The organism is Streptomyces thermoalcalitolerans, assembly GCF_039525155.1.
Classification (GTDB): Bacteria; Actinomycetota; Actinomycetes; order Streptomycetales; family Streptomycetaceae; genus Streptomyces; species Streptomyces thermovulgaris.
Window position 1 is genome coordinate 83375 of record NZ_BAAAHG010000007.1, and the last position, 19423, is coordinate 102797.

Annotated in this window: 17 protein-coding genes and 1 tRNA gene; 5 read left to right on the plus strand and 13 right to left on the minus strand. The window is 71.1% G+C overall.

Annotated features, from left to right (window positions below):
• Positions 1 to 101: 101 nt before the first annotated feature.
• From ABD224_RS06905 to ABD224_RS06920, 4 genes are all read left to right on the plus strand, one after another.
• Positions 102 to 1940, plus strand: coding sequence for an albusnodin/ikarugamycin family macrolactam cyclase (locus tag ABD224_RS06905; protein ID WP_344047940.1), 1839 nt, complete (start codon positions 102 to 104; stop codon positions 1938 to 1940).
• Positions 1924 to 2226 carry a PqqD family protein gene (locus ABD224_RS06910; protein ID WP_344047942.1) on the plus strand — a complete coding sequence of 101 codons (303 nt, stop codon included), beginning with the start codon at positions 1924 to 1926 and terminating at the stop codon, positions 2224 to 2226. Before ABD224_RS06905 ends, ABD224_RS06910 begins: the two co-directional genes overlap by 17 nt.
• Positions 2217 to 2645 carry a lasso peptide biosynthesis B2 protein gene (locus ABD224_RS06915; protein WP_344047944.1) on the plus strand — a complete coding sequence of 143 codons (429 nt, stop codon included), beginning with the start codon at positions 2217 to 2219 and terminating at the stop codon, positions 2643 to 2645. The genes ABD224_RS06910 and ABD224_RS06915 overlap by 10 nt, the downstream gene beginning before the upstream one ends.
• A gap of 91 nt (positions 2646 to 2736) precedes the next feature.
• The gene (locus ABD224_RS06920) at positions 2737 to 3747 is read left to right on the plus strand and encodes a protein-L-isoaspartate O-methyltransferase family protein (RefSeq protein ID WP_344047947.1); all 1011 of its coding nucleotides are present in this window, start codon (positions 2737 to 2739) and stop codon (positions 3745 to 3747) included.
• A 119-nt stretch (positions 3748 to 3866) separates the two neighbouring features.
• On the opposite strand, the gene ABD224_RS06925 is transcribed toward ABD224_RS06920, so the two are convergent.
• From ABD224_RS06925 to ABD224_RS06970, 10 genes are all read right to left on the minus strand, one after another.
• Positions 3867 to 4508: a hypothetical protein gene (locus ABD224_RS06925; protein WP_344047949.1), complete on the minus strand. Its 642-nt coding sequence runs from the start codon at positions 4506 to 4508 to the stop codon at positions 3867 to 3869.
• 41 nt (positions 4509 to 4549) lie between these two features.
• The gene (locus ABD224_RS06930) at positions 4550 to 5137 is read right to left on the minus strand and encodes a hypothetical protein (protein ID WP_344047951.1); all 588 of its coding nucleotides are present in this window, start codon (positions 5135 to 5137) and stop codon (positions 4550 to 4552) included.
• Between the two features lie 403 nt (positions 5138 to 5540).
• Positions 5541 to 6797 carry a helix-turn-helix domain-containing protein gene (locus ABD224_RS06935; RefSeq protein ID WP_344047953.1) on the minus strand — a complete coding sequence of 419 codons (1257 nt, stop codon included), beginning with the start codon at positions 6795 to 6797 and terminating at the stop codon, positions 5541 to 5543.
• An 832-nt stretch (positions 6798 to 7629) separates the two neighbouring features.
• On the minus strand, positions 7630 to 8484 hold the full coding sequence (locus ABD224_RS06940) for a hypothetical protein (protein WP_344047956.1): 855 nt from the start codon (positions 8482 to 8484) through the stop codon (positions 7630 to 7632).
• Positions 8471 to 8827 carry a hypothetical protein gene (locus tag ABD224_RS06945; RefSeq protein ID WP_344047958.1) on the minus strand — a complete coding sequence of 119 codons (357 nt, stop codon included), beginning with the start codon at positions 8825 to 8827 and terminating at the stop codon, positions 8471 to 8473. Before ABD224_RS06945 ends, ABD224_RS06940 begins: the two co-directional genes overlap by 14 nt.
• A gap of 74 nt (positions 8828 to 8901) precedes the next feature.
• Positions 8902 to 9912 carry an NAD(P)H-dependent glycerol-3-phosphate dehydrogenase gene (locus ABD224_RS06950; RefSeq protein ID WP_344047961.1) on the minus strand — a complete coding sequence of 337 codons (1011 nt, stop codon included), beginning with the start codon at positions 9910 to 9912 and terminating at the stop codon, positions 8902 to 8904.
• Positions 9909 to 10778, minus strand: a complete 870-nt coding sequence (locus ABD224_RS06955; protein ID WP_344047964.1) for a class I SAM-dependent methyltransferase — start codon at positions 10776 to 10778, stop codon at positions 9909 to 9911. The genes ABD224_RS06950 and ABD224_RS06955 overlap by 4 nt, the downstream gene beginning before the upstream one ends.
• Positions 10775 to 11920, minus strand: a complete 1146-nt coding sequence (locus ABD224_RS06960) for a YcaO-like family protein (RefSeq protein WP_344047966.1) — start codon at positions 11918 to 11920, stop codon at positions 10775 to 10777. Before ABD224_RS06960 ends, ABD224_RS06955 begins: the two co-directional genes overlap by 4 nt.
• A complete protein-coding gene (locus ABD224_RS06965; protein ID WP_344047968.1) occupies positions 11910 to 13145 on the minus strand; it encodes a TfuA-like protein in 1236 nt (411 codons plus the stop codon). The genes ABD224_RS06960 and ABD224_RS06965 overlap by 11 nt, the downstream gene beginning before the upstream one ends.
• A gap of 512 nt (positions 13146 to 13657) precedes the next feature.
• Positions 13658 to 14230 (minus strand): hypothetical protein, encoded by a 573-nt coding sequence (locus ABD224_RS06970; protein WP_344047970.1) that lies wholly within the window; start codon positions 14228 to 14230, stop codon positions 13658 to 13660.
• A 315-nt stretch (positions 14231 to 14545) separates the two neighbouring features.
• Between ABD224_RS06970 and ABD224_RS06975 the strand changes: the two genes are divergently transcribed.
• Positions 14546 to 15811 carry a helix-turn-helix transcriptional regulator gene (locus ABD224_RS06975; RefSeq protein WP_344047972.1) on the plus strand — a complete coding sequence of 422 codons (1266 nt, stop codon included), beginning with the start codon at positions 14546 to 14548 and terminating at the stop codon, positions 15809 to 15811.
• A 6-nt stretch (positions 15812 to 15817) separates the two neighbouring features.
• Here ABD224_RS06975 and cutA read toward each other — a convergent pair whose 3' ends face one another.
• The 3 genes from cutA to ABD224_RS06990 all read right to left on the minus strand — a co-directional run bounded on the left by cutA (position 15818) and on the right by ABD224_RS06990 (position 19349).
• The gene (gene cutA, locus ABD224_RS06980) at positions 15818 to 16141 is read right to left on the minus strand and encodes a divalent-cation tolerance protein CutA (protein WP_344047974.1); all 324 of its coding nucleotides are present in this window, start codon (positions 16139 to 16141) and stop codon (positions 15818 to 15820) included.
• A gap of 1196 nt (positions 16142 to 17337) precedes the next feature.
• The gene (locus tag ABD224_RS06985) at positions 17338 to 19161 is read right to left on the minus strand and encodes a tyrosine-type recombinase/integrase (protein WP_344047976.1); all 1824 of its coding nucleotides are present in this window, start codon (positions 19159 to 19161) and stop codon (positions 17338 to 17340) included.
• A 104-nt stretch (positions 19162 to 19265) separates the two neighbouring features.
• Positions 19266 to 19349, minus strand: a tRNA-Leu gene (locus ABD224_RS06990).
• Between the last annotated feature and the right edge of the window lie 74 nt (positions 19350 to 19423).

A 19423-nucleotide genomic window follows, 5' to 3' on the forward strand; every position in this document is an offset into this window, starting at 1 on the left:
ATGAAGGCGCCGGGCCTGCTTCGTTCTCGTGCTGAGCACGGGCGGGCGGGCTCGGCGCCTTCCCTTTTTCCGGCACACCTGAAGGAAGGGAGTGGGCACCGATGAGATGGTGCGCGGGTCGGTACGGGGCCGCGGGAAGCGACCGGCGGCCCGCCGGCGGCAGACCCGTGCCGGGTCTGGACGACACATGGACGTGCGGGTGGCCTGCTGAGCGCATCAGCCAGACAGGCGACGGCCGGGCGGCGATGGCGGTGATCGGCGAGTGCGGCGCCGACAAGGCTCGGCTCGAGGACGCGCTGCCGGCCGTTCGGGCGCGGGACTGGCGGGCGCTGACCCGCTGGCCCGGCTCGTACCTCGTCATCGCCCGCAGCGGCGAGACCGTCGCGGTGATCGGAGACCTGGCCGGGCAGCATCCGGTGTACTACCGGACCGACACGACGGGCATGTGGTGGTCGACCAGCGCATCCGCGCTCGCCGCGCTGGACGGCGCCCCGGTCGATGCGACCGCGCTTGCCGCGCGTCTCGCCTTCGGGCAGCCCGACGTGCTCGCCGACCGGAGCCTGTGGCGCGGGGTGCGGCGAGTACCCGGCGGGCATCTGCTGCTGCTCAGCCCCAACGGCGCGGTGGTGGAACGGTACGAGCCGGTCTCCTACCCGGAAGCGGACCTGCACGAGCAAGCGCCGGTGGTACGGGCCGCGCTCACCGAGGCGGTGGCCGCACGAACCGACGACCGCCCGGTCAGCGCGGACCTGGCGGGGCTGGACTCCACCACGCTCGCGTGCCTGGCCGCTCAGCGGGGCCCGGTGGCTGCGGTGACGTTCGCCGACGAACGCCTGCGGGACGATGATTTGGCGTACGCGACCCGCACGGCGGCCACCGTGCCCGGGCTCACCCACCACACGGTCCCCGGCACGGTCGGCACGGTGTACTACGCGGGGCTTGACGATCTGTCGGACCTGCCGCTGACCGACGCCCCGAATGCGTACGTGGTCACTGCTTCGATCAAGCGGGCCGTGCTGGACACAGTCGCCGAGAACACCCCGGGCCGGGGCGTGCACTTCACCGGGTCGGCAGGCGACGCCGTCCTGTCCGCCCCCTCCTCCTGCCTCGCGGACCTGCTGCGCGAAGGACGGCACCGGCACGCCTGGCAGCATGCCCTCTCTCATGCACGCCTGCGGCACACCTCCCCTCTCCAGCTCCTCGGCCGTGTCCGCCCGGCCTCCCAGGTCGACCTGCGCGCGGCGTGGGCGCAGACGGCCGCCGAGCTGCGCGGGCCCGCGCGGGACTGGATTCCGCAGGCCCAGCGCCCGCTCGCCTGGACGCCGCTGCTGGCGTCGGCGGACTGGATGACCCCTGACGTCCGGGGGATGCTCGCCACCGCCGTGGAGGAGGCCGCAGAAGCCGTCAGCGACGCTCCGGCCCGGCTCGCGGACTGGTCCGTCCGGCAGGACCTCACGCGGGTGGGCACGGACACCACCGGATGGCGGACGCTCACGCTCGCCTGGCACGGCATCGACTTGGCCGCGCCGTTCCTGGACAACGAGGTGATCAGGGCCTGCCTCACTGTGCCCGCCGACCAGCGCGGCGCCCCCAGCACCTACAAGCCGCTGCTGGACGCGGCGTTCACCGGCAGCGGTGTCGTGCCCGAATTCGTGCTGGCCCGCACGACCAAGGGCGGGTTCAACGCCCTGTCGTACGCGGGCCTGCGCGACAACGCGCCCGTCCTGAAGGACCTGCTGGGGCCGTCGTCACGGCTGGCGACGCTCGGGCTGGTCACCGAGCAGCCGGTCGCCGACGCACTGGCCAGGGCCGCGGCCGGGCAGCCGACCGCCCAGGGCGCCCTGCACCTGGTGGTCGCCGCCGAGGTGTGGCTGAGGCAGCACGCCGCTGCCCCCGCCGTGTGGTGGGAGGAGGTGAGCGGCCGTGTGGCAGCTGTGTGAAGGCACCCACCCCGTACTCACCGACGACGGCGGTGCGATCCTCAGCGAACGGACCGGCCGCTGGACCTGCCTGACACCGACCGCATCGGCCGCGGTGCTGCTCCTGCTCGCCTCCACCAGCCGAGAGGAGGCCGCCAGCCGGTACGCCAAGCGGTACGGCATCAGCCCGGAGCAGGCCGCAGCCGACGTCCGCGCGGTCGCCGAAGCGCTGACCGCTCAGGGCCTTGCCCACAACGGCCAGACACCGGCCCGGAAGCGCCGCCGAGGATGGGGGTGGTGGCGGTGACCAGCATGGAGGCGTACTCCACCGTCCGCACCGGTACCCGCCGCGAGCACCTGGCCGCCGCAGCCGGGTTCACGCTCGCCGTGCTGCTGCTGCGGCTGCCGTTCCGGCACACGGTCCGCGCGGTCCGTCTCGCCCGGCGTGTGGGCCGGCGCACGCTGGATGCGGACAGGGCCGAAACCCTCGTCGACGCCGTCCGGCACACCGCCCGCTGGTGGCCCGGAAGGGCCGCCTGCATGGAGACCTCCCTCGGGGCCGTCCTCGCTGCCGCCCTGCTCGGCCGCCGCCTGAACTGGTGCCTCGGAGTCCGGTTCGCCCCGCCGCCGGTCGAATACCACGCCTGGGCCGGACTGCCCGGCCACGGTCCTGTCGGCGAGTACACGATCGCCGGATGGCACCACCACACCGCCCTGACGATCTGACCTCCCCGCCGGCCTTTCCGCCGGGCCTGTGTCCTCCACCCGCCCGGAACAGTTGCTCTGCTTGCAAAGCCACCACTCGAAGGAGTGATCCGTGACCGCCGTAGTCGACGCCGCCGACACCGTTCCCGAACACCACTACACCCACCACGACGGCCGTGGTGCCACCCCTCACCGCTCCAACCCGGCCGTGATCCACCGCGAGCTCACCACCCTCGACGTCCACCCCGGCATGAACGTCCTCGAGGTCGGCACCGGGTCCGGCTACTCCGGCGCTCTCCTCGCCGAACTCGTCGGCCCCACCGGTGCGGTGACCAGCCTCGACATCGACCCCTACCTCGTGCGCTGGGCGAACCTCATCCACCACGAGCGCGGCCTGGACCACATCCGCTGCCACACCGCCGACGGCACCGCGGGCTTCGCGGACAAGGCCCCGTACGACCGGATCGTGGCCTGGTGCACCCCGCCCGTGCTGCCCAAGACGTGGGTGGACCAGGTCACCGACGGCGGCCTGATCGTCACGCCGCTGCCGATCGCACCCGTGCCCATGACCACCGCGGTCGTCAAGGTCCGCGTCACCGGCGGCCGGCCGAGGGTGGAAGGCGTGTTCACCGGCGGCTACACCGAGGCGACAGGCTCCCCGAAAGAGAACCTCGACCTGCCGGGCCGGTGGGTGGACTGGGAGAACCGCACCCCGGCCCCGTCGTGGATCTCCATCGCCTGGCGCGAGCACGACGACCACCTCCACACCGGCGCCCGCACCACGCTCGCCCGCCTCCTCAAGGACGCCCACACCGAGCCGTACGACGGGGGCGAGGTCGACTGGCCGTCGTGGCGGACCTTCGCCGCCGCCCACGCCGGCCCGCAGCTCACCGTGGCCGGCCTCACCACCGGCCTGCTGGCCATCGGCCACTCCACCGAAGCCTCGGCCGCAGTCCTGCAACAGGACGGCACGATCCTCGCCGACCGCCCCGACTCCCCGTCCCTCACCGTCCTGCGTGACTGGCTCACCGCCTGGGAGACAGCAGGCCGTCCGGCGCCCGACACCTACACCCCCGTCCTCACCCCCGGTGCGGAGGGCTGGGACCTGCGCCTGACCCGGTAGGACCCGTCTTCGACGTGCGGCCCGGGCCGGTCGGTGTGACGGCCCGGGCCGCTGTCATGACCAAACGCGAACCGGCCACCCCGCGCACAGGGGTGGCCGGCGATACGCCCTGGGGGGGGTTACGCGGCAGCCGCCAGCTCGGCGAGCACCTCGTCCACCTCGAGCACACGAAACGACTGCAATCGCCGCACGAGCTGCGAGGCCAGGATCAGCGGAATCCGCGGATCATCGAACGCCACCGGCTCGGCCGGGAGGTCGACCACATCGACGTCACCGAACGGGCCAACCCCGTAGACGCTGCCCACCACCCCGTACAGCGGGGCCCCGCGTGTGAGGAACACCATCGGCCCGCCCTCCATGTGCGGGCAGAGCCGCGCCACCGTACGGACGTGCCGTGCGCACACCGGCGGCTGCGTCGTCAGGATCGACGGCGCCGTCGGGTCCTCGTCCGCCGGCCCGGCCAGGTAGAGGTACCCCAGCGGCGTCCGCGCCGGCCGTGCGCAGACCTGGCAGCGGCCGGCGAGCATCGTCGCCATCTGCCGGTACGGGTGCATGAATTTCCATACGGGTTCACCCGTTGACATGCCGTCGTCGTCCGTGCTGAAGGAGCACCGCGCCCACAGCACACCACGGACCGGCCGGTCCTCGGGCTCCTCGTCGCAGTAGAACAGCCGACGTCCTGTGCCATTCCGCTGCCGCAGGATGACGAGGTTGGCCGGTGCCGCCTCCTCTCCTTTCCGCCGGGTGACAAAGGGGATCACACCCCGCCCGGTCGGGCTGGGCGCCACAGAGGGGAACCGGATCACCGGGCAGCCCTGCTTGATCCCGCCGTCTGCTCGAGGACGGTTAGTCCTGCGGCCTCGGCCGCCTGGTGGCGTTCCTGGGCAAGCTGAACCAGCACCCACACCAGCCGCGGGTCGCACAGCCCTCCGGGAGAGCCCATGGGAACCGCCCAGTACGCACGCCCCTCCGGCTCCGTACGGTCCACCGCCGGCACACCCAGAAAGCAGTCCCGCCCCAGACACTCCAGACCAGGGAAGGCCCGGGGCGGACGCCGCCACGCAGTGGAACCGGGCACCAAGGCGTAATAGTGATCCGCATACCTGCCGTGGATCACCGGCCCGCCATCCAGCGCACGACGAAGAAAGCCGTTCACCTCCACCTCGGCGGACATCTGCGCCGCGATGCGCACCAGATCCCCCGGCAACCGCACGGCAGCGAAGATCCCACCGCACGCCAGCAACGCCGCACCCTGCAACAGCCACTCCCGGCGGGCCACATCCTGATCCCGGGCAGCGGACAGAAGCCAGTGCGCGACCGCGAGCTGCCGCTCCCACCCCGGCACCACGACGCCCTCCACTGCGCGCTGGTCGTTCGTCGCCCTGCTCACTCCTCAGTCCCCCTGTCTGCCGCCTGCAACCGCTTCCGGGGCGGTTGCGGGCCAGGGAGCGGCATGGCCGGGGCGATCGGGAAATGCTCAAGGAGGGGGCCGCCCGTCACGGGGGTGGTCGCGGTCACGGACGCGTCCGCCAGCTCCTGGCGCCGTTGCCGGTCGGCTGGTGTTCTACGCATGACTCCGTCCTGGCATAGGTCTGTCGTGGATGACCAGGAACGTAGGGTCATGCTGTGGCGTGCACCACACACGTAGCGTGGTAGTTTGCGACGCCGCGTCAGCGAACTACCACGCAGCATGGCAGCTGCTTACATGCCGTCACCAACTACCACGCAGCGTGCTAGTTGCCCACAACGTGAGCCGGCTAACTACCACGCTACGTAGTAGTTCTGTCGGGCTGTCAGGCGATGCCGAGGTGAGCGGCCATCTCCCGCATCTCCTTCGTCAAAGAGCGCTTGCGCGTCGCCAGGATGTCCCGCATCACATCCCGGGCCCGAGGCTGATGCTGCATCCAGGTGCCGGCCGTACGCCGGATACGCTCCAGCTCATCCATGGCATCCTGCGTCGACCCCAGGGCGACGTGAGCCCACGCCACGTCCAGCCGGTGACGGTTCACGGTCATGGCCGAAGGCCGACCGACTTTCCGCATGGCGCTCCGCGAGAGGAGGCCGTCATCCACGCGACGCAGGACACCGCGGGCGTCCCCGGCCAGGGCCAGATCCTCCACCGCCTTCAGCTGCACCGTCACCGGCCCGAACCTGGACCAGTGGCTGTAGAAGTCCTCGTGCTCCTGGCCGATCGCGGAGGCGGCCGTGGCTGCCATCCGCCGCGCCTCCGTGGCCACGTCCGGCCGGTTGTTCCGTACGGCCGCAGCCGCGGCACGCAAGCACAGCTCTCCCCACGCCGCCAACTGCCCAGGAGAGGCAGAGGACAGCCGGGGCTCGATCCGTTCTGCCGTGGTGGCCGCCAGATTCTCCGCCTCGTCGAAACGGTCCTGGCGGATGAGAAGCCAGCACAGGCCCGTCACCCCGGTGACGGCGGTCAGTGTCTCCTCCAGCTCCCGCGCGAGGCGGATCCCCTCGACGAGGGCCTGATACGCCATGTCGTACTGGCGTACTTGCGTGAGGTATTTGCCGGCCAGCTGCAAAGCGTGCACGCGTACGAGGGCAGCCTCTCGCTGGTCTCTCCCTTCCTCGGCAGCGGCCACCGTCGCCGCCTCCGCGCTCCGCAGCAGCCCGGGAAGCATGCGCGCGACGCTGTCATAGCGGTCGGCCTGGTAGAGCTTCAGCCCATCCTCGATCCGTCGGCGGATCTCCGGCAGCGGCTCGGCTTGACCCAGGTCAGCCGGTTCCTCTGTTGTCGCAATTCCTACCGGTGGCATGAGCACTCGGCGGAGCTGTGCCAGGAGCTGACGGTTCCTGCCGTCCTCCTCCACCGGTAACGGTGACCCCGGCGCGAAAAGGGCGGAGGTGGATACGCCGAGCACTCGGGCAATCTGATGCAGTGTCTCTACCCGAGCGTGACCGGCTTCCTGCTCAAGCTTCCTGATGGTGCCGACCGAAACCCTCGCTTCTTCGGCCAGTTGTTCTTGGCTCAGGCCGGCCGCACGTCGGCGGGCGCGGATGGTCTCTCCCAAGGTCCTGGTCTCATAGGCCATACTGGAGCCTCCGTTTTGGCTTGGACACTCAAAACGGTACTGCGCGTCAACGCCCCGTGACCCCTTGAGTTCACGGGGCGTTGACACGCAACGCTCCATCACATGGCCCCGCCACAGAGCGGCACGCGCTTCTACCCGACCCGACGGCCCCTATCACCCTTGCCCGGAAAGCACCTCCGGGCCAGCCGGCAATCACCTGCTCGGCGGTCTCTGCCGCACGCCCGGCCCCCACTTCGCCCACGCCACCTCACCGCACCAGGTGCTCACAGGTCTCAGCGCGCTCTGCGGAGGTCAGGACATGCACAAGCCGGGCCGTCCGGCCCGCCGTTCCTGCGGCACGGTGTTGGATGCGGCCAGGCCGAAGGAAAGCAAGTAGGAAAAACAGGGTCCGTTCACATGCCAGGGCTGCCATACGGATGACGGCGCCGCCCCGGCGTCCAGCGCTTCCGTGCGCCGTGCGCACCGCGCCCCGCCCTGCCCTGCGGGGCATGAGGAAGCCGCCTTCCCCGGCTCCCCCACGCCGACGCTTCCAAGACACGCGACCGCCACAACGAGCGCATACGCACGGTCAACAAGCATTGACCGTGCGTAATGAGCAGTGCCCGGAGCCGGACTCGAACCTGTATCGGCTCACGACAAAGCCGCAGGTCAGAGCGCTGACCTGCGGCTTCCTCTCCGAGTCGGCCCGACTCGGCCCGACTCGGCCCGTCTCGGCCCGTCTCAACCCGCCTCAGCCCACATTCGGTGTTCCCACGGGAACACCACTGCACACGGCCGGGAACACGCACCCCGCCCAGGGGCGGGGCACATGGCCGAAACCCGTCCCCGTGCCTCACGCGGCGAAGGCCGTGTACGTACCGACGGTCAGACCGGAGAACGTGATGAGCTGACGAGGCTTCAAGAGCGTGAACGCGGCGTGCATCCCGATACCGACGGCGACCGCGTACGGCATCGTCTGCTCCAGGAGCAGCGCCGGCGGCAGCGCGAGTTCCAGGGCGATGACGACGACCGCCACGAGCCGCCACAGGCGGACGTCGCGGTCGGTCAGGTTGCCCATGTGGCGGCGGACGATGCCGGGGATGGCGTACTGACGGCGGTAGGGAAGCCGCTCCCGTACCTGGCTGTAGACGTGGACCCACTGCGCGAGGTACAGCCCGCTGCGGAACTGCGGGGAGCGGAGTTTCTGCCAGGCGGAGTTCCAGTAGATATCGGTGGTGACCAGCACCAGCAGGACCTGCGCCCAGGTGTTCGCCGTGCTGGAGCCGTGCGTGATGCGCAGACCGGTGCCGAGGTCGCCGGCGAGCAGCAGGCAGCCCCCCGTGAGGAGGGTGTACCGGACGGCGTTGGGGCTCTTGAGGTACATCAGCTCCATCGAGATGCCGGCCAGGACCAGCAGCAGCGCCAGCCGGGGCACGAGGCCGATGGTCAGGGCGACGGCCGCGACGGTACGGACGACAAGCGCGGGCCGGTAGACCGCGACCAGCAGCCGGGTGCGGGCAGGGCCGAATCGCTGCTCGGTCACGTGGACGCTGAGCGAGCCGGGGGTGAGGCGGTCCCAGCCGCCCTGGCCGAAGGAGAGCGCGAACCGCGCGGTGAGCACCGCCCCGAAGACGATCCGGAACAGGTGGAGACGCGCGGGGTCGGTGGGGTGCTGGAAGCCGGAGGTGAGAGCGTCAAAGAACCACACGGCTCCCCCTCACCTCAACGGGCTGCTCGCCACGCGCGGACAGCACCCGGCCATGGCCGTCGACCCGGGTATACCGGCCGCTCGCCACGAGGTGGTTGAGGATCGTCTGGAGCTGGGGCGGGCCGAGGATGAAGCTGCCGGGCGAGAGGTAGTCGTAGACGTTCACCGGCTCGGTCCGGCCGTCCTTGGTCGTGCCGGTGAGCGTGATGATCGTGAACGTGGCCCGGCAGAACATCTTCCACCGCAGCCAGCGGCCGGGCAGAGGAGTGAAGCCGGTGATCATCCACGCGACCAGAGCCACCGTGACGGCGGCCTGGACGGCAGGCAGCACGGAATCAGGCATGAGGAAGCCTCCGGGAAACAGGGAGGGGGAAAGAAAGCACGGGCGGGGCAGCCCACGAACCGGGCCGCCCGGGGTCAGCGCTCGGGCTTGGGAGGCCGCTGCATCAGCGCGGCTGCGGCCTCGTCGAGACTGATCTTCTCCTGGAGCAAGGCGGCCATCACCTCGGTGATGGGCATCTCCACACCGTGGACATGGGCCAGGTCGAGGATCGCCGTGGCGGACTTCACGCCCTCGGTGGTCTGCCGGGTGGCGGCCGTCGCCTCCGCAACGGTCATGCCCTGGCCGAGGTAAGTGCCGAAGGTGCGGTTCCGGGACAACGGGGACGAGCAGGTGGCCACCAGGTCGCCCATGCCGGACAACCCGGCCAGCGTTGCGGGATGGGCGCCCATACGAACCGCGAGGCGGGTGGTCTCCGCCAGGCCGCGGGTGATGAGCACCGCTGTGGCGTTGTCGCCCAGGCCCATACCGGCAGCGATACCGACCGCCAGAGCGATGACGTTCTTCACCGCACCGCCCAGCTCGCAGCCGACCACGTCGGTGCTGGTGTAGGGGCGGAAGTACGAGGTGTGGCAGGCCTGCTGAAAGCGGCGCGCGGCCTCCTCGTCAGGGCAAGCGATCGTCGCGGCGGCGGGCTGGCCGGCCATGATCTCGCGGGCGAGGTTCGGCCCGGACAGCACCGCGATCCGCTCCGCACTCACACCGGTCACCTGCGCGATGACCTGACTCGCCCGCAGCCCGGTGTCCGTCTCGATGCCCTTCATCAGCGACACGATCACGGCGTCCGGCCCGATGTGCGGCGCCCAGGCCGCGAGGTTGGCCCGCAGGGTCTGCGCGGGGATGGACAGCACAACGTAGTCGGCGCCCTCCAGCGCGGCGGCCGGATCGGTCGTCGCGGTCAGCGAAGCGGGCAGCTCGACGTCCGGGAAGTAGGCCGGGTTCCGGTGCCGGGTGTTGATCCCGTCGGCGACCTCGCTGCGGCGGGCGTGCACGATCACATCGCTGCCGGCGTCGGCGAGGATCTTGGCTGCCGCGGTGCCCCAGGAGCCGGCCGAGAGCACCGCCACACGGGCACGGGTCTGGCTCACTGCGGGGTCCTCTCGCTGTCGTCGGGGTGCCGGCCGGGCCGGGCCATCGTATCGGCCGCACCGGGCGCAGCCGGGGAGGCTACAGGGCGGCGCAGGGTCAGCAGGACCGCGCGGCGGCCGGGGAGCGTGGGCAGCACCCGGTGTGCCTCGCCCAGCATGTTCGCCGCCTGGTCCTCGCCGAGCTCGCGACGCAGCTCCTCGGCGTGGTCGATCCACAACCGGTAAAGCCGTTCCCACATCCCGGGTTCGCCGGGCCGCTCGTCGACGTGCTCCACGATCAGCCCGGCCGCGCGGGCCTGCGCCTCCCAGACGGGTTCCGTGCCGCGCCGCACAGCTCGGGTCACCAGCAGCCGGGCGCCGGGCGCCAGGAGCCGCCCGAGTTCACGCACGGCCTGGTCCCGGTCCGCAGCGCGGCTGAGGGCGTCCACACAGACCACGCCGTGAGCGCAGCCGTCCGGCAGCCCGGTGGCCTCCAGCCTGGCGACACAGAAGGCGGCCCGCCCGGGGGGCAGGAACTGCCCGCTGCGGGCGAACGCCTCGCCGACAGCGACGCGGGAGATGTCGAAACCCACCAGACGGACGGCGAGGGCGCGGGCCAGCCACAGCCCGATACCGCCGGTGCCGCACCCCGCGTCCACGAGGAGCTGACCGGGCTGCATCCGCAGCCGTGCCGTCATCAGCCCGAGCAGGGGCCAGTCACAGGAGCTGGAGGCGGCGACCTCTGCCGGGTAGTCCTCCCCCAGCGCCTCGGCGTACAGGCGGGCGACCAGGCCGGTGCGCGCCCGCGCGGCATGGAACGCGTCGTACTGGGCCGCAACCGCGGGCGCGGGCGGCGCGGCCCCAAGGACGGTGGCGGGGTGTGTCATCGGGGCATCGCCCTCCTGATCCGCGAGCGGGTACCGGGACAGACGACCTGCACGGCGTGGAAGGGCTCCCCCTCGCCGGACAGGTCCAGGGCCACCGGCTCATGACCGGTGACGTCCTCGACCAGCCGCGCCACCTGCCCGGCCTGGTCGGCGAAGCCGCCCGGGACCGGTTGGAAGCGGGCCGTCACCTCCGGCCACGAGGCGAGCCCCTCGGTCCGCGCCGGCCGGAAACGGCAGGTGTCGAGGGGAGCGGGGTCGCCGGCGAGGTCGTCCCGGGTTCCGGCGATGGCCGTCAGCCGGGACTGGGCGGCCTCGGTCACCGCCCGGGTCAGCGCAATGGCAGGGCTGATGTGGCAGCCGCCGCCCGCGAAAACCATCGGGAGGTCTTCCGACCACAGGTAGGCCAGGCACACCGGCAGCCCGTACGGGCCGTCCACAAGCGCCAGCTCCACCGCCATCCCCGCACTCATCAGCCGGTCGACGGCCTCCCGCCCATAGGAGTCGTCGACCGACCTGGGATCGATCAGCGTCCGCCGGCGCCCGCCGACCTGCCCGTCCCGGTACAGCACATCCCGCTCCACGACCTCAAGCAGGCCGTGCAGCAGCGCCTCGTCCCTCGTGTTGCCGCAGGCCAGGCCGGTACTGGTCGCGCGCAGCAGATCCGGGGTCCACTCGGGCCGCTGCGCCCGCCGGCGGACCAGGTCCACCGGCAGCAGCCGTTTCTCCCCGCTCACCAGGCCGGTGCCCGGTGTCCACTCCCACACCACCCGGGCCAGGGTGCGCTCCTTGTGAGGGGCGATCAGCGGCAGCGCAGCGACCGGGCAGCCGGGGGCGACCTCCTCGGCCGGCCCGTACGCCACCACCGGCAGAGGCTGCTCCACATGCCACAGCTCGATCGCCTCCATGACGGCCGACACCCGCGCAAGAAGGTCCGTGGCGCCCTTGCCCTGGGACGTGCTCAGGGTCCGGGCAGCGGGCCGGATCGCCGTCCACACCGGCAGCCCGATGCAGTCCAGGCCGGTCAGCCGGGCCACCCGGGTGATACCGAATCCCTCCAGCCGCCGGGCCAGCAGTTCCCATGTCTCCTCGGGAGGCCGGGCGCGTACCGTGCCCGGCAGCTCCACCAGACCCTCATCCTTCACCGCGCCCCTCCTTCAGGTATCCGGGCACCAGCCGCTTCGCCGCCTGCACGGCACGCGCCGCGCAGACCAGCCCACGAGCGGACGCCTCCTCATCAAGACGCCGCTCAGAACACCCCCACGCCCGCAGCAGCATCCGACGGGCAAGGTCGCCGCGTACCGCTGCGACCGAGAAGCCGGGCCGGCTGCGGCGGGTCAGGGCAAGAGCGTCGGCATAGCGGGCGACCGCCTGCCGGTCCTTGCGGGTCTCATCGGCCAGCAGCAGGCTCACGGTCGTCTCGTCCCGCAGGTCCACCGGCGGATGGAACACCTGATGGGCAGCCAGGCCCCCGCCGGTGACCTGGGCCAGCCGCTCCTCCAGCGGCAGACCGCGACCGCCGCCGGGCGGGTGCAGGGACCGGTGCGCCAGGTAGGCCATCCACGTCCGCGGGAACTGCGGGTTGAACACCTGCTGATACAGCAGGCGGTCCTCGGTGAACAGCTGCACCCCGTCAACCCGCTGGGACGCGAACACGTTGGACCACTGACGGAAGTACGGCGATTCCCAGGTGCCGGGCGCGGGCCGGGCCTCCGCCCGGGGTGCCCAGCCGCGCAGGGCGGTACGCACGGCAGCGAGAGCATCGGCCCGCTTGAGGTCACCGAAGTACGGATCACGCTCACGCTGCTCGGCCAGCCACCCGGCAAACCCCTCCTCGCCTCGGCGGCGGCAGACGGCACGCACCGCGCTCGTCGTGCGCTGCGGGTAGTACACCGCCTGGAGATCGGCCAGCAGACCGGCGGCCCGCTCACCGTCGAGCAGCCCGGCCGTCTGAGCCAGCCCCAGGACGTGCCGAAGGGTGACCAGCGGCCAGGACAGCGCATCCCACTCCCCGTCAGGGGACTGCCCGACCGCCACCTCGTCGTCGCCGTCGATCTCCCCACGCATGTAGGCCGCGAAGATGCCGCCGACCCCCAGCATCCCGAACGGCGCCAACTCAGCCGCCCGCAGCGCACCGATACTCGCCGCCCCGATCACCGCCACGCCCCGGCCCATCGCGGCCAGGATCTCTTTGTGCCGCAGCGCCGGCGCCTGGTGATACACCCCATCGAGGATCACCACCGTGTCCCCGGCACGAATGGAAGAGTCGAACAGGTCGCCGTGCTGCACCGGCGGCCACGCACGGACGTCCGGCGCGGCCAGCAGCGGCTCGGACCGAGGCAGCGTCGGCCCGACGAACACATGAATCACGAAAGCCCCCTAGGTCGCTGAAGTGAAGACGGCGCCCCTCCCCTCGGGGCCTGCACGGTCCGAGGAGAGGGGCGCCCGGTCACACGCACGCGAGGGGGGTTACTCCTCGTCCTCGACGTCGACAGCGACCACCACGTCCTCGGCGAGCGCGTCGGTCTCCTGCGGCGCCGCCGAAGTGCTGGTCTGCGGCAGAGAAGTGGAATTCATGAATTCCTCCAGTGAAACAGTGAACAGAACACGGAGAACGGTCACGCGCAGGGCTCGGCCTACCGCGCTGTCCGGCCTCCAACGACCCGCCCCAGATCCGGCACGAACACCCCGATGGGCACGGGGGCCGACCGCCTCGAGGCGGGAGTCCATTGCGGCAAGGGTTGGACGGCCGGGCGCACCGTGAGCGGCACCGGGACGGTGCACCAGGCCCGCTCAGGAGGTGATGACGCCGAGCACGATCCCGGCCAGGAGAGCGGCGAGGAGCAGACAGTAGAGGACCTGCCCCGCCGTACTGTCCGGCCTCACCGCGCGTCCTCGAGGGCCGCTGCGCCCTCCTCCGCCTCGGCGGCCCGGCGGCGCTCCTCGGCGAGCTGGACCATCGCCCACACCAGCCGTGGCTCGCACAGCTCACCAGGGGAGCCCATGGGGACCGCCCAGTACGCGCGGCCCTCCGGCTCCGTACGGTCCACCGCCGGCACGCCCAGGAAGCAGTCCCGGCCCAGGCATTCCAGACCCGGGAAGGAGCAAGGGGGGTGCCGCCACGTAGTGGATGCGGGGACGAGGGCGTAGTAGTTGTCCGAATGCCTGCTCCGGGTCACCGGGCCGCCGTCCAGCGCGTAGCGGAGGAAGGCGTTCACCTCCGCCTCGTCGGCCGTCTGCGCTGCGGCACGCACCAGCTCTCCCGGCATCCGCACGGCGGCGAAGACCCCGCCGCACGCCAGGAGTGCCGCCCCTTGCATCAGCCACTCGCGGCGGGCCACCTCCCGGTCCCGGGCAGCGGACAGAAGCCAGTGCTCAACCGCGAGCCGCCGCTCCCAGCCCGGCACCAGGGCGGCGCCCTCGACTGCGTGCTGTTCGTTCGTCGCCCCGCTCACTTCCTGGTCCCCCTGTCTCTCCGGGGTGGTTGCCGGCCGGTGAGCCGGTCATGGTGAATCGTCGGCGTGTCCACCAGATCACCAAGGTGGGGGGGTGTACCAGATGTGCTCATACCTCGCCTCAGCCGTTGGATGACGGGAGTTATGGGGGCGTTCTCGCAGGTAGACGAGAACAGCCACCGCAGCGCCGCTGTCCGGATGCATCCCGGCCGGCGCCACGCCCTCATTCCACTGAGTGCTCACTGCCTGCACATGAGCCGCTACGTATGCCACGCTGGCATACACAGGCCTATTGACACGGCGGGAGTTGAGGTGATGGGGATTCAGCCACCGGGCACGATCGGTCGGGCGATCTACGACGCCCGTACGGCACGTGGCTGGACGAGACCGCAGCTCGCACGTCTGATCAATGACGCGGCCAGCACTGCGAGCGTCACGCAGCACTACGTGTACCGGTGGGAGACAGGGCGGCGGACACCGGACGACTACCTCAGCGTCATCGCCGACGTCCTCAACTTGGACCCTGTGGCAGTTGCCCGTGTCTCCTGCACACTGCCCTTACAGCCCGAACCCGCACAGCCTTTGGAGAACGACGAGATGCTGCGCCGCTCCCTCCTGGGCGGAATCGCCGCTACGGCCGCTCATACAGCCACCAGCGGCCCCCTCCACCGCCTGACCGCCGCTCTGTCCACCAGCCCCCTCGACCGGACCGAGGTCGAACGGCTCACAGCCGCCACTGCCGCCCTCTACACCGACGAGGAAAACACACCGACCCTCGCGCTCCTGGGCCGGGTCTCCGCCCACCTCGACACCCTCACCGGCGCCATCCCCCGCGCCGGCAAGCACCGCAACGACCTGATCGTGGCGGCCGGTGAAACCGCCGCGCTCGCCGGATGGCTGGCCTGGGACATCAAACGCTTCACGGAGGCCACCGACTACTACGAGGCCGCCCGAGCCGCAGCCCGCGAGGCAGGGCACCCCCCGCTCGACTCGCTCGTGCTCACCTACGCCTCATACGGCGTGACCGACCCCAGGACCGCCGCCGACTTCCTGATCCAGGCGCAGAAGCACGTCAAGGGCCCCGGCTACGCCACCGCGTCCGCCTGGACCACAGCCCGCACGGCGGAGGAGCTGGCCACGCTCGGCGACGAGCACGGCGCGTTGCGAGCACTGGACCGGGCAGAGGCGGTCTACGACTACGCGATCCCGTCACGTGAGCAGCCGTGGGTGCGGTTCATGCGCCGGTCCCGGCTCGACTCGCTGAAGGTGTCGACGCTGACCCACTTGCGGCACCGGGAGGGCGTGCAGGCCGCAGACGACTCCCTCAGCCGTCTCGCCGTGGACGACGACTCCAAGGTGTCGATCGCGGTGCGGACGGACGCCGCCAGCGCCTACCTGAGCGCAGGCGACGTCGACCGCGGCATCGCGACGGCACGCCGGGCGCTGCGCACCATGCGCCACTACGGGTATGAGGGGATGACGATGGGCCGCGTCCGTATGGCCGCGATCGTCAACCAGCTCCCCGACACGGCAGCGGCCCGCGACCTCCGGGCCGAGGTGCAGGCCGCCCTCACCGTCTGACTGCGGCTACGCCTCCGTCGTCTCCTTCGACACCCACGCCAGATACTCCTTGCTGCCGTGCGTGATCGGAGTGGCGATGATCTCCGGAGTGTCGTACGTGTGCGCGCCCTTGATGTACGCCTCCAGCGCCTCATACCGCGCTGCCGTCGTCTTGAACAGGATCGTCCACTCCTGATCGGTCTGCACGGCGCCGTCCCACCAGTAAACGCTGGTGACAGGAGAACTGATCTGCGCGCAGGCGGCGACCCGTGCCTCTATCGCGCCGACGGCGAGCGCGCGCGCCTTGTCCTCACTGTCCGTGGTGGTGAGCACCGTCAGGTGATCGGCCATCACATTCCTCTCGGTCGGTTCCTCGCGTGGACCGTACCGAACTCCGCGCCATGAAACCGGCAGAACAGGCCACCTCTTGCACGGTTCCGAGCAACGCGCGCACTGGCTGGCCGCGTCGCTGCTCCGCTCTACCTGGCTTAACGACCCGTACCGCCCTCATCCGGGGACGATCACAGGCCGACCGGCCGTCACCTGCTCAGCGGCCCCTGCTGCGCCCGCACCGCCTCAGCGCACCAGGTGCACAGCGAGCCGGCACCGGGCCCCTCTGGCCCTCGGCACAGACCAGGGCCGAAGGGGCCAGCTCCGTCGTGGGTGACGGGCTCGCCACTGCTCCGGTACGGGACATCCTCACCGCGCTCCTGGCCAGTCCGCCCTCCGTCGCCTTAGCGACGCTCCTAGACTGGCGCGGCCTTGCTCACCCACAAAGGAACGATCATGCGTCCAGAGCGATTCCAAGCCTTCGCGATCGATGTCTTGAAGAACACCCCCGCCACCGGCAACCGCCCCCAAGGACGGCCGCGCCCCGGGCGTCCCCCTCACCCTCCCCGACGACGTCGCTGCTGCGCGACTGCGCGAGGAAGGCGGCACCAACACCGGCCGCCCTCCCCCCACCCCGACACCCGACGACACCGACACGCCCCCCACCACCCCGGCCACCCCCAGCACCGAAGGCACGCCCCCCACCGTCCCAGCCGGCCCCACCCCGACACCTCCCGGCCCGACGACATCCCCCACCCCGGCCCAGGCCGCGCCCACCCCCCCGCCTTCCCCCCACCAGCAGACCCCGCCGCCCCTCGCCAACGACCGGGTCCGCAAGGGCCTGTGCGTCGAGGTCGACCCAGTCCTGGACCTGTGCCTGCTCGGCCGCCGCTAAGACCCGCCCGGCCACTGAACCTTGCGGTGAGCCGCGGCGAGCCGACGGACGAGGCGCGGCAGCGGCCGACGCCGCCGCCCTCCGGTCATCCATCAGCTGACGGCTTTCTGAGCACACAGCACGCCCTACACCTCAGACGAGGGGTTTCCCCCTCGCCTCCTGGTGTTAGCTAGTGCGTGCTGACGGCACTGGAACGGTCTCTCAGCAACCGGGGTGCTCCCGAGGGTGGCTCCCTGGGGACCCCCCGAAAACCGCGAACGGCCCCGCTCCCCAAGCGGGGCCGTTCGCACCCTCACGGCACAGCCGGCCAAAGACAGCGCCTTCAGCGCACCGCCCGCCGGTCCCCACCACCCGACCGGGCCGGATGCAGCCCGCAGATCCGCAGCGCGTCCGCACGGGCCTTCTCGAAAGCCTCCCGTACGGCGTCGCGGTCCGGGCCCCACGCCCGCGCCTCCGTCTCCGCCGCCGGCCCGTCCCGCCACTCCGTCGCCTGGAGCGCCGGCTCATCGGTGTACAGCGGTTCCTCGAAGTCGTACACCCACGAGCCGCGCAGTTCGCCCGCGTTCGGGTCCGTGACGATCTCGGTACCGTCCACCGCGTACACCGCCGGCCCCGCCTGCCAGATAAACGCCCGCGCCGGCAATTCATGCCGGACCGCCTTGAGCCCGTTGTCGGACCCCACCCGGCCACCGGTGGACCGAATCCACCAGTCCGCGGTCGCCCTCTCCACGCGCACGACGCCGCCGCGCTCCTGCGCCCACTGCTCCGCCAGCTCCCTGGCGTGCTCGTCGTCCCAGAAGGCCAGGCGCACAGCGCCGAGGTGAGCGACGTACAGCACCCGGCCCGGCTCCCTGAGCGGCCTGCGGGCCTCGTGCTCCTCGTCGTCCGCGTCTGCGGCCTGGCCGGCCGGTTCGATACCCAAGGCGCGGTCGATCGTCTCCAGCGCCGATATACGCGCCGTCTCCAGCAAGTGCCCGTAGGTGTCGCTGGTGGTCTGGATCGACTCGTGTCCGAGCCTCCTCTGCACGTAGGTGAGGCTGTGCCCCTCCGAAATCAGGGCCGCCGCGTGGGAGTGCCGGAGATCGTGGAACGTGGGGAATTTCCACTCAGGGATCAGCCTCCTCTCTTTCGCCTCGGCGACGGCCGCCTTCCAGCGGTCGTAGAACGTCGAGTAGACGAGCCGTTGCCCATGACCGTTGTGGAAGACCAGCGCCCCCGGCGCCATGCCGGCCACGCCCAGCTCGATCAGCTCGTCCCAGAGTCCGGCGCTGATGTCGACCGTACGCCGCCCCGCCCGGCTCTTGGGCGGCCCCAGGTAAAACCCCTCGCCGCGCTTGCCACGCTTCCACGCCCGCGCAACTCGCACCTCGTGCACCCCCGGCCGCGGGTTCCGCAGGTGCCTCGGGGCAAGCGCCGTGATCTCCCCCCATCTCAACCCGGTTCCGTACGCCACCCGCACGAAGATCTGATCCTGTCTCCGTTTCAGGCACTTCACGATCCCGGCGACCTCATCCGGCTCCAGGAACTCGATGTCCTCGCCGTCGTCCTCCACGCCGTCGTCGTCGACTCGCGGCAACCTGATGCCCTTGCAGGGGTTGCGGTCCCGCAACGGCGGCTCCTCACGCGTCGCCTCCTCCAGGATCGAGGACAGCAAACCGCGCAGGTTCTTCAGCGTCTTCGGCGACATGGGCTTGCGTTTGGACCCGCGCCAAACGAGCGTCTGCGCCATCTGGTTGACCCACGTCGAGATCGTCGCCCTGCTGAAGTGCTCCGTGCTCCGGATGTCGCAGTTGCCGAACGTGGGCAGGATGTAGGTCTCCAACTCCCGCAGGCAGTCCTCCCTGTAGCGCTCGCTCACGCCTGTCCTGCGTTCGATCACCTGCCGCGCGTAGGCGGAGAAGACAAACCGGCTCGCGTCCTCGGCCGCCGGATCGATGTACCCCCGGCCCTTCACCCAGCCTTCGGGCCACTGTTGACCCGCCTCGTTGACAGCGTCGCGGAAGATCTCCGCCGCCCGCCGGCCCTCCTCGTCGCCGGCGAACCGCTCGGTCTGCCAGGGCCCGTTCCTCCGGCCGCCCAGCCGCCACCTGACCTGATACCCCGTCACCTCGCCCGCCTTGTTCCTGCGGGCCACCACACTTGCCATACCGGCACGCTAGAGGGACCGTGTTCCCACGGTGTTCCCGCAACACGAAAGCGGTACGGCGCCATTCGGCCGTCTTGCCAGGTCAGGCGCCGCATGGGTCGTAGTGCCCGGAGCCGGACTCGAACCGGCACGCCCGCGAAGGGGCAGCGAGGTTTAAGCTCGCCGTGTCTACGTTCCACCATCCGGGCAGGCCATGGGGTCCACGCTGGGGCTCCGAGCCTATCGGGATGCTTTCCCCCGGCAGAGGGCGGGTCGACTCATG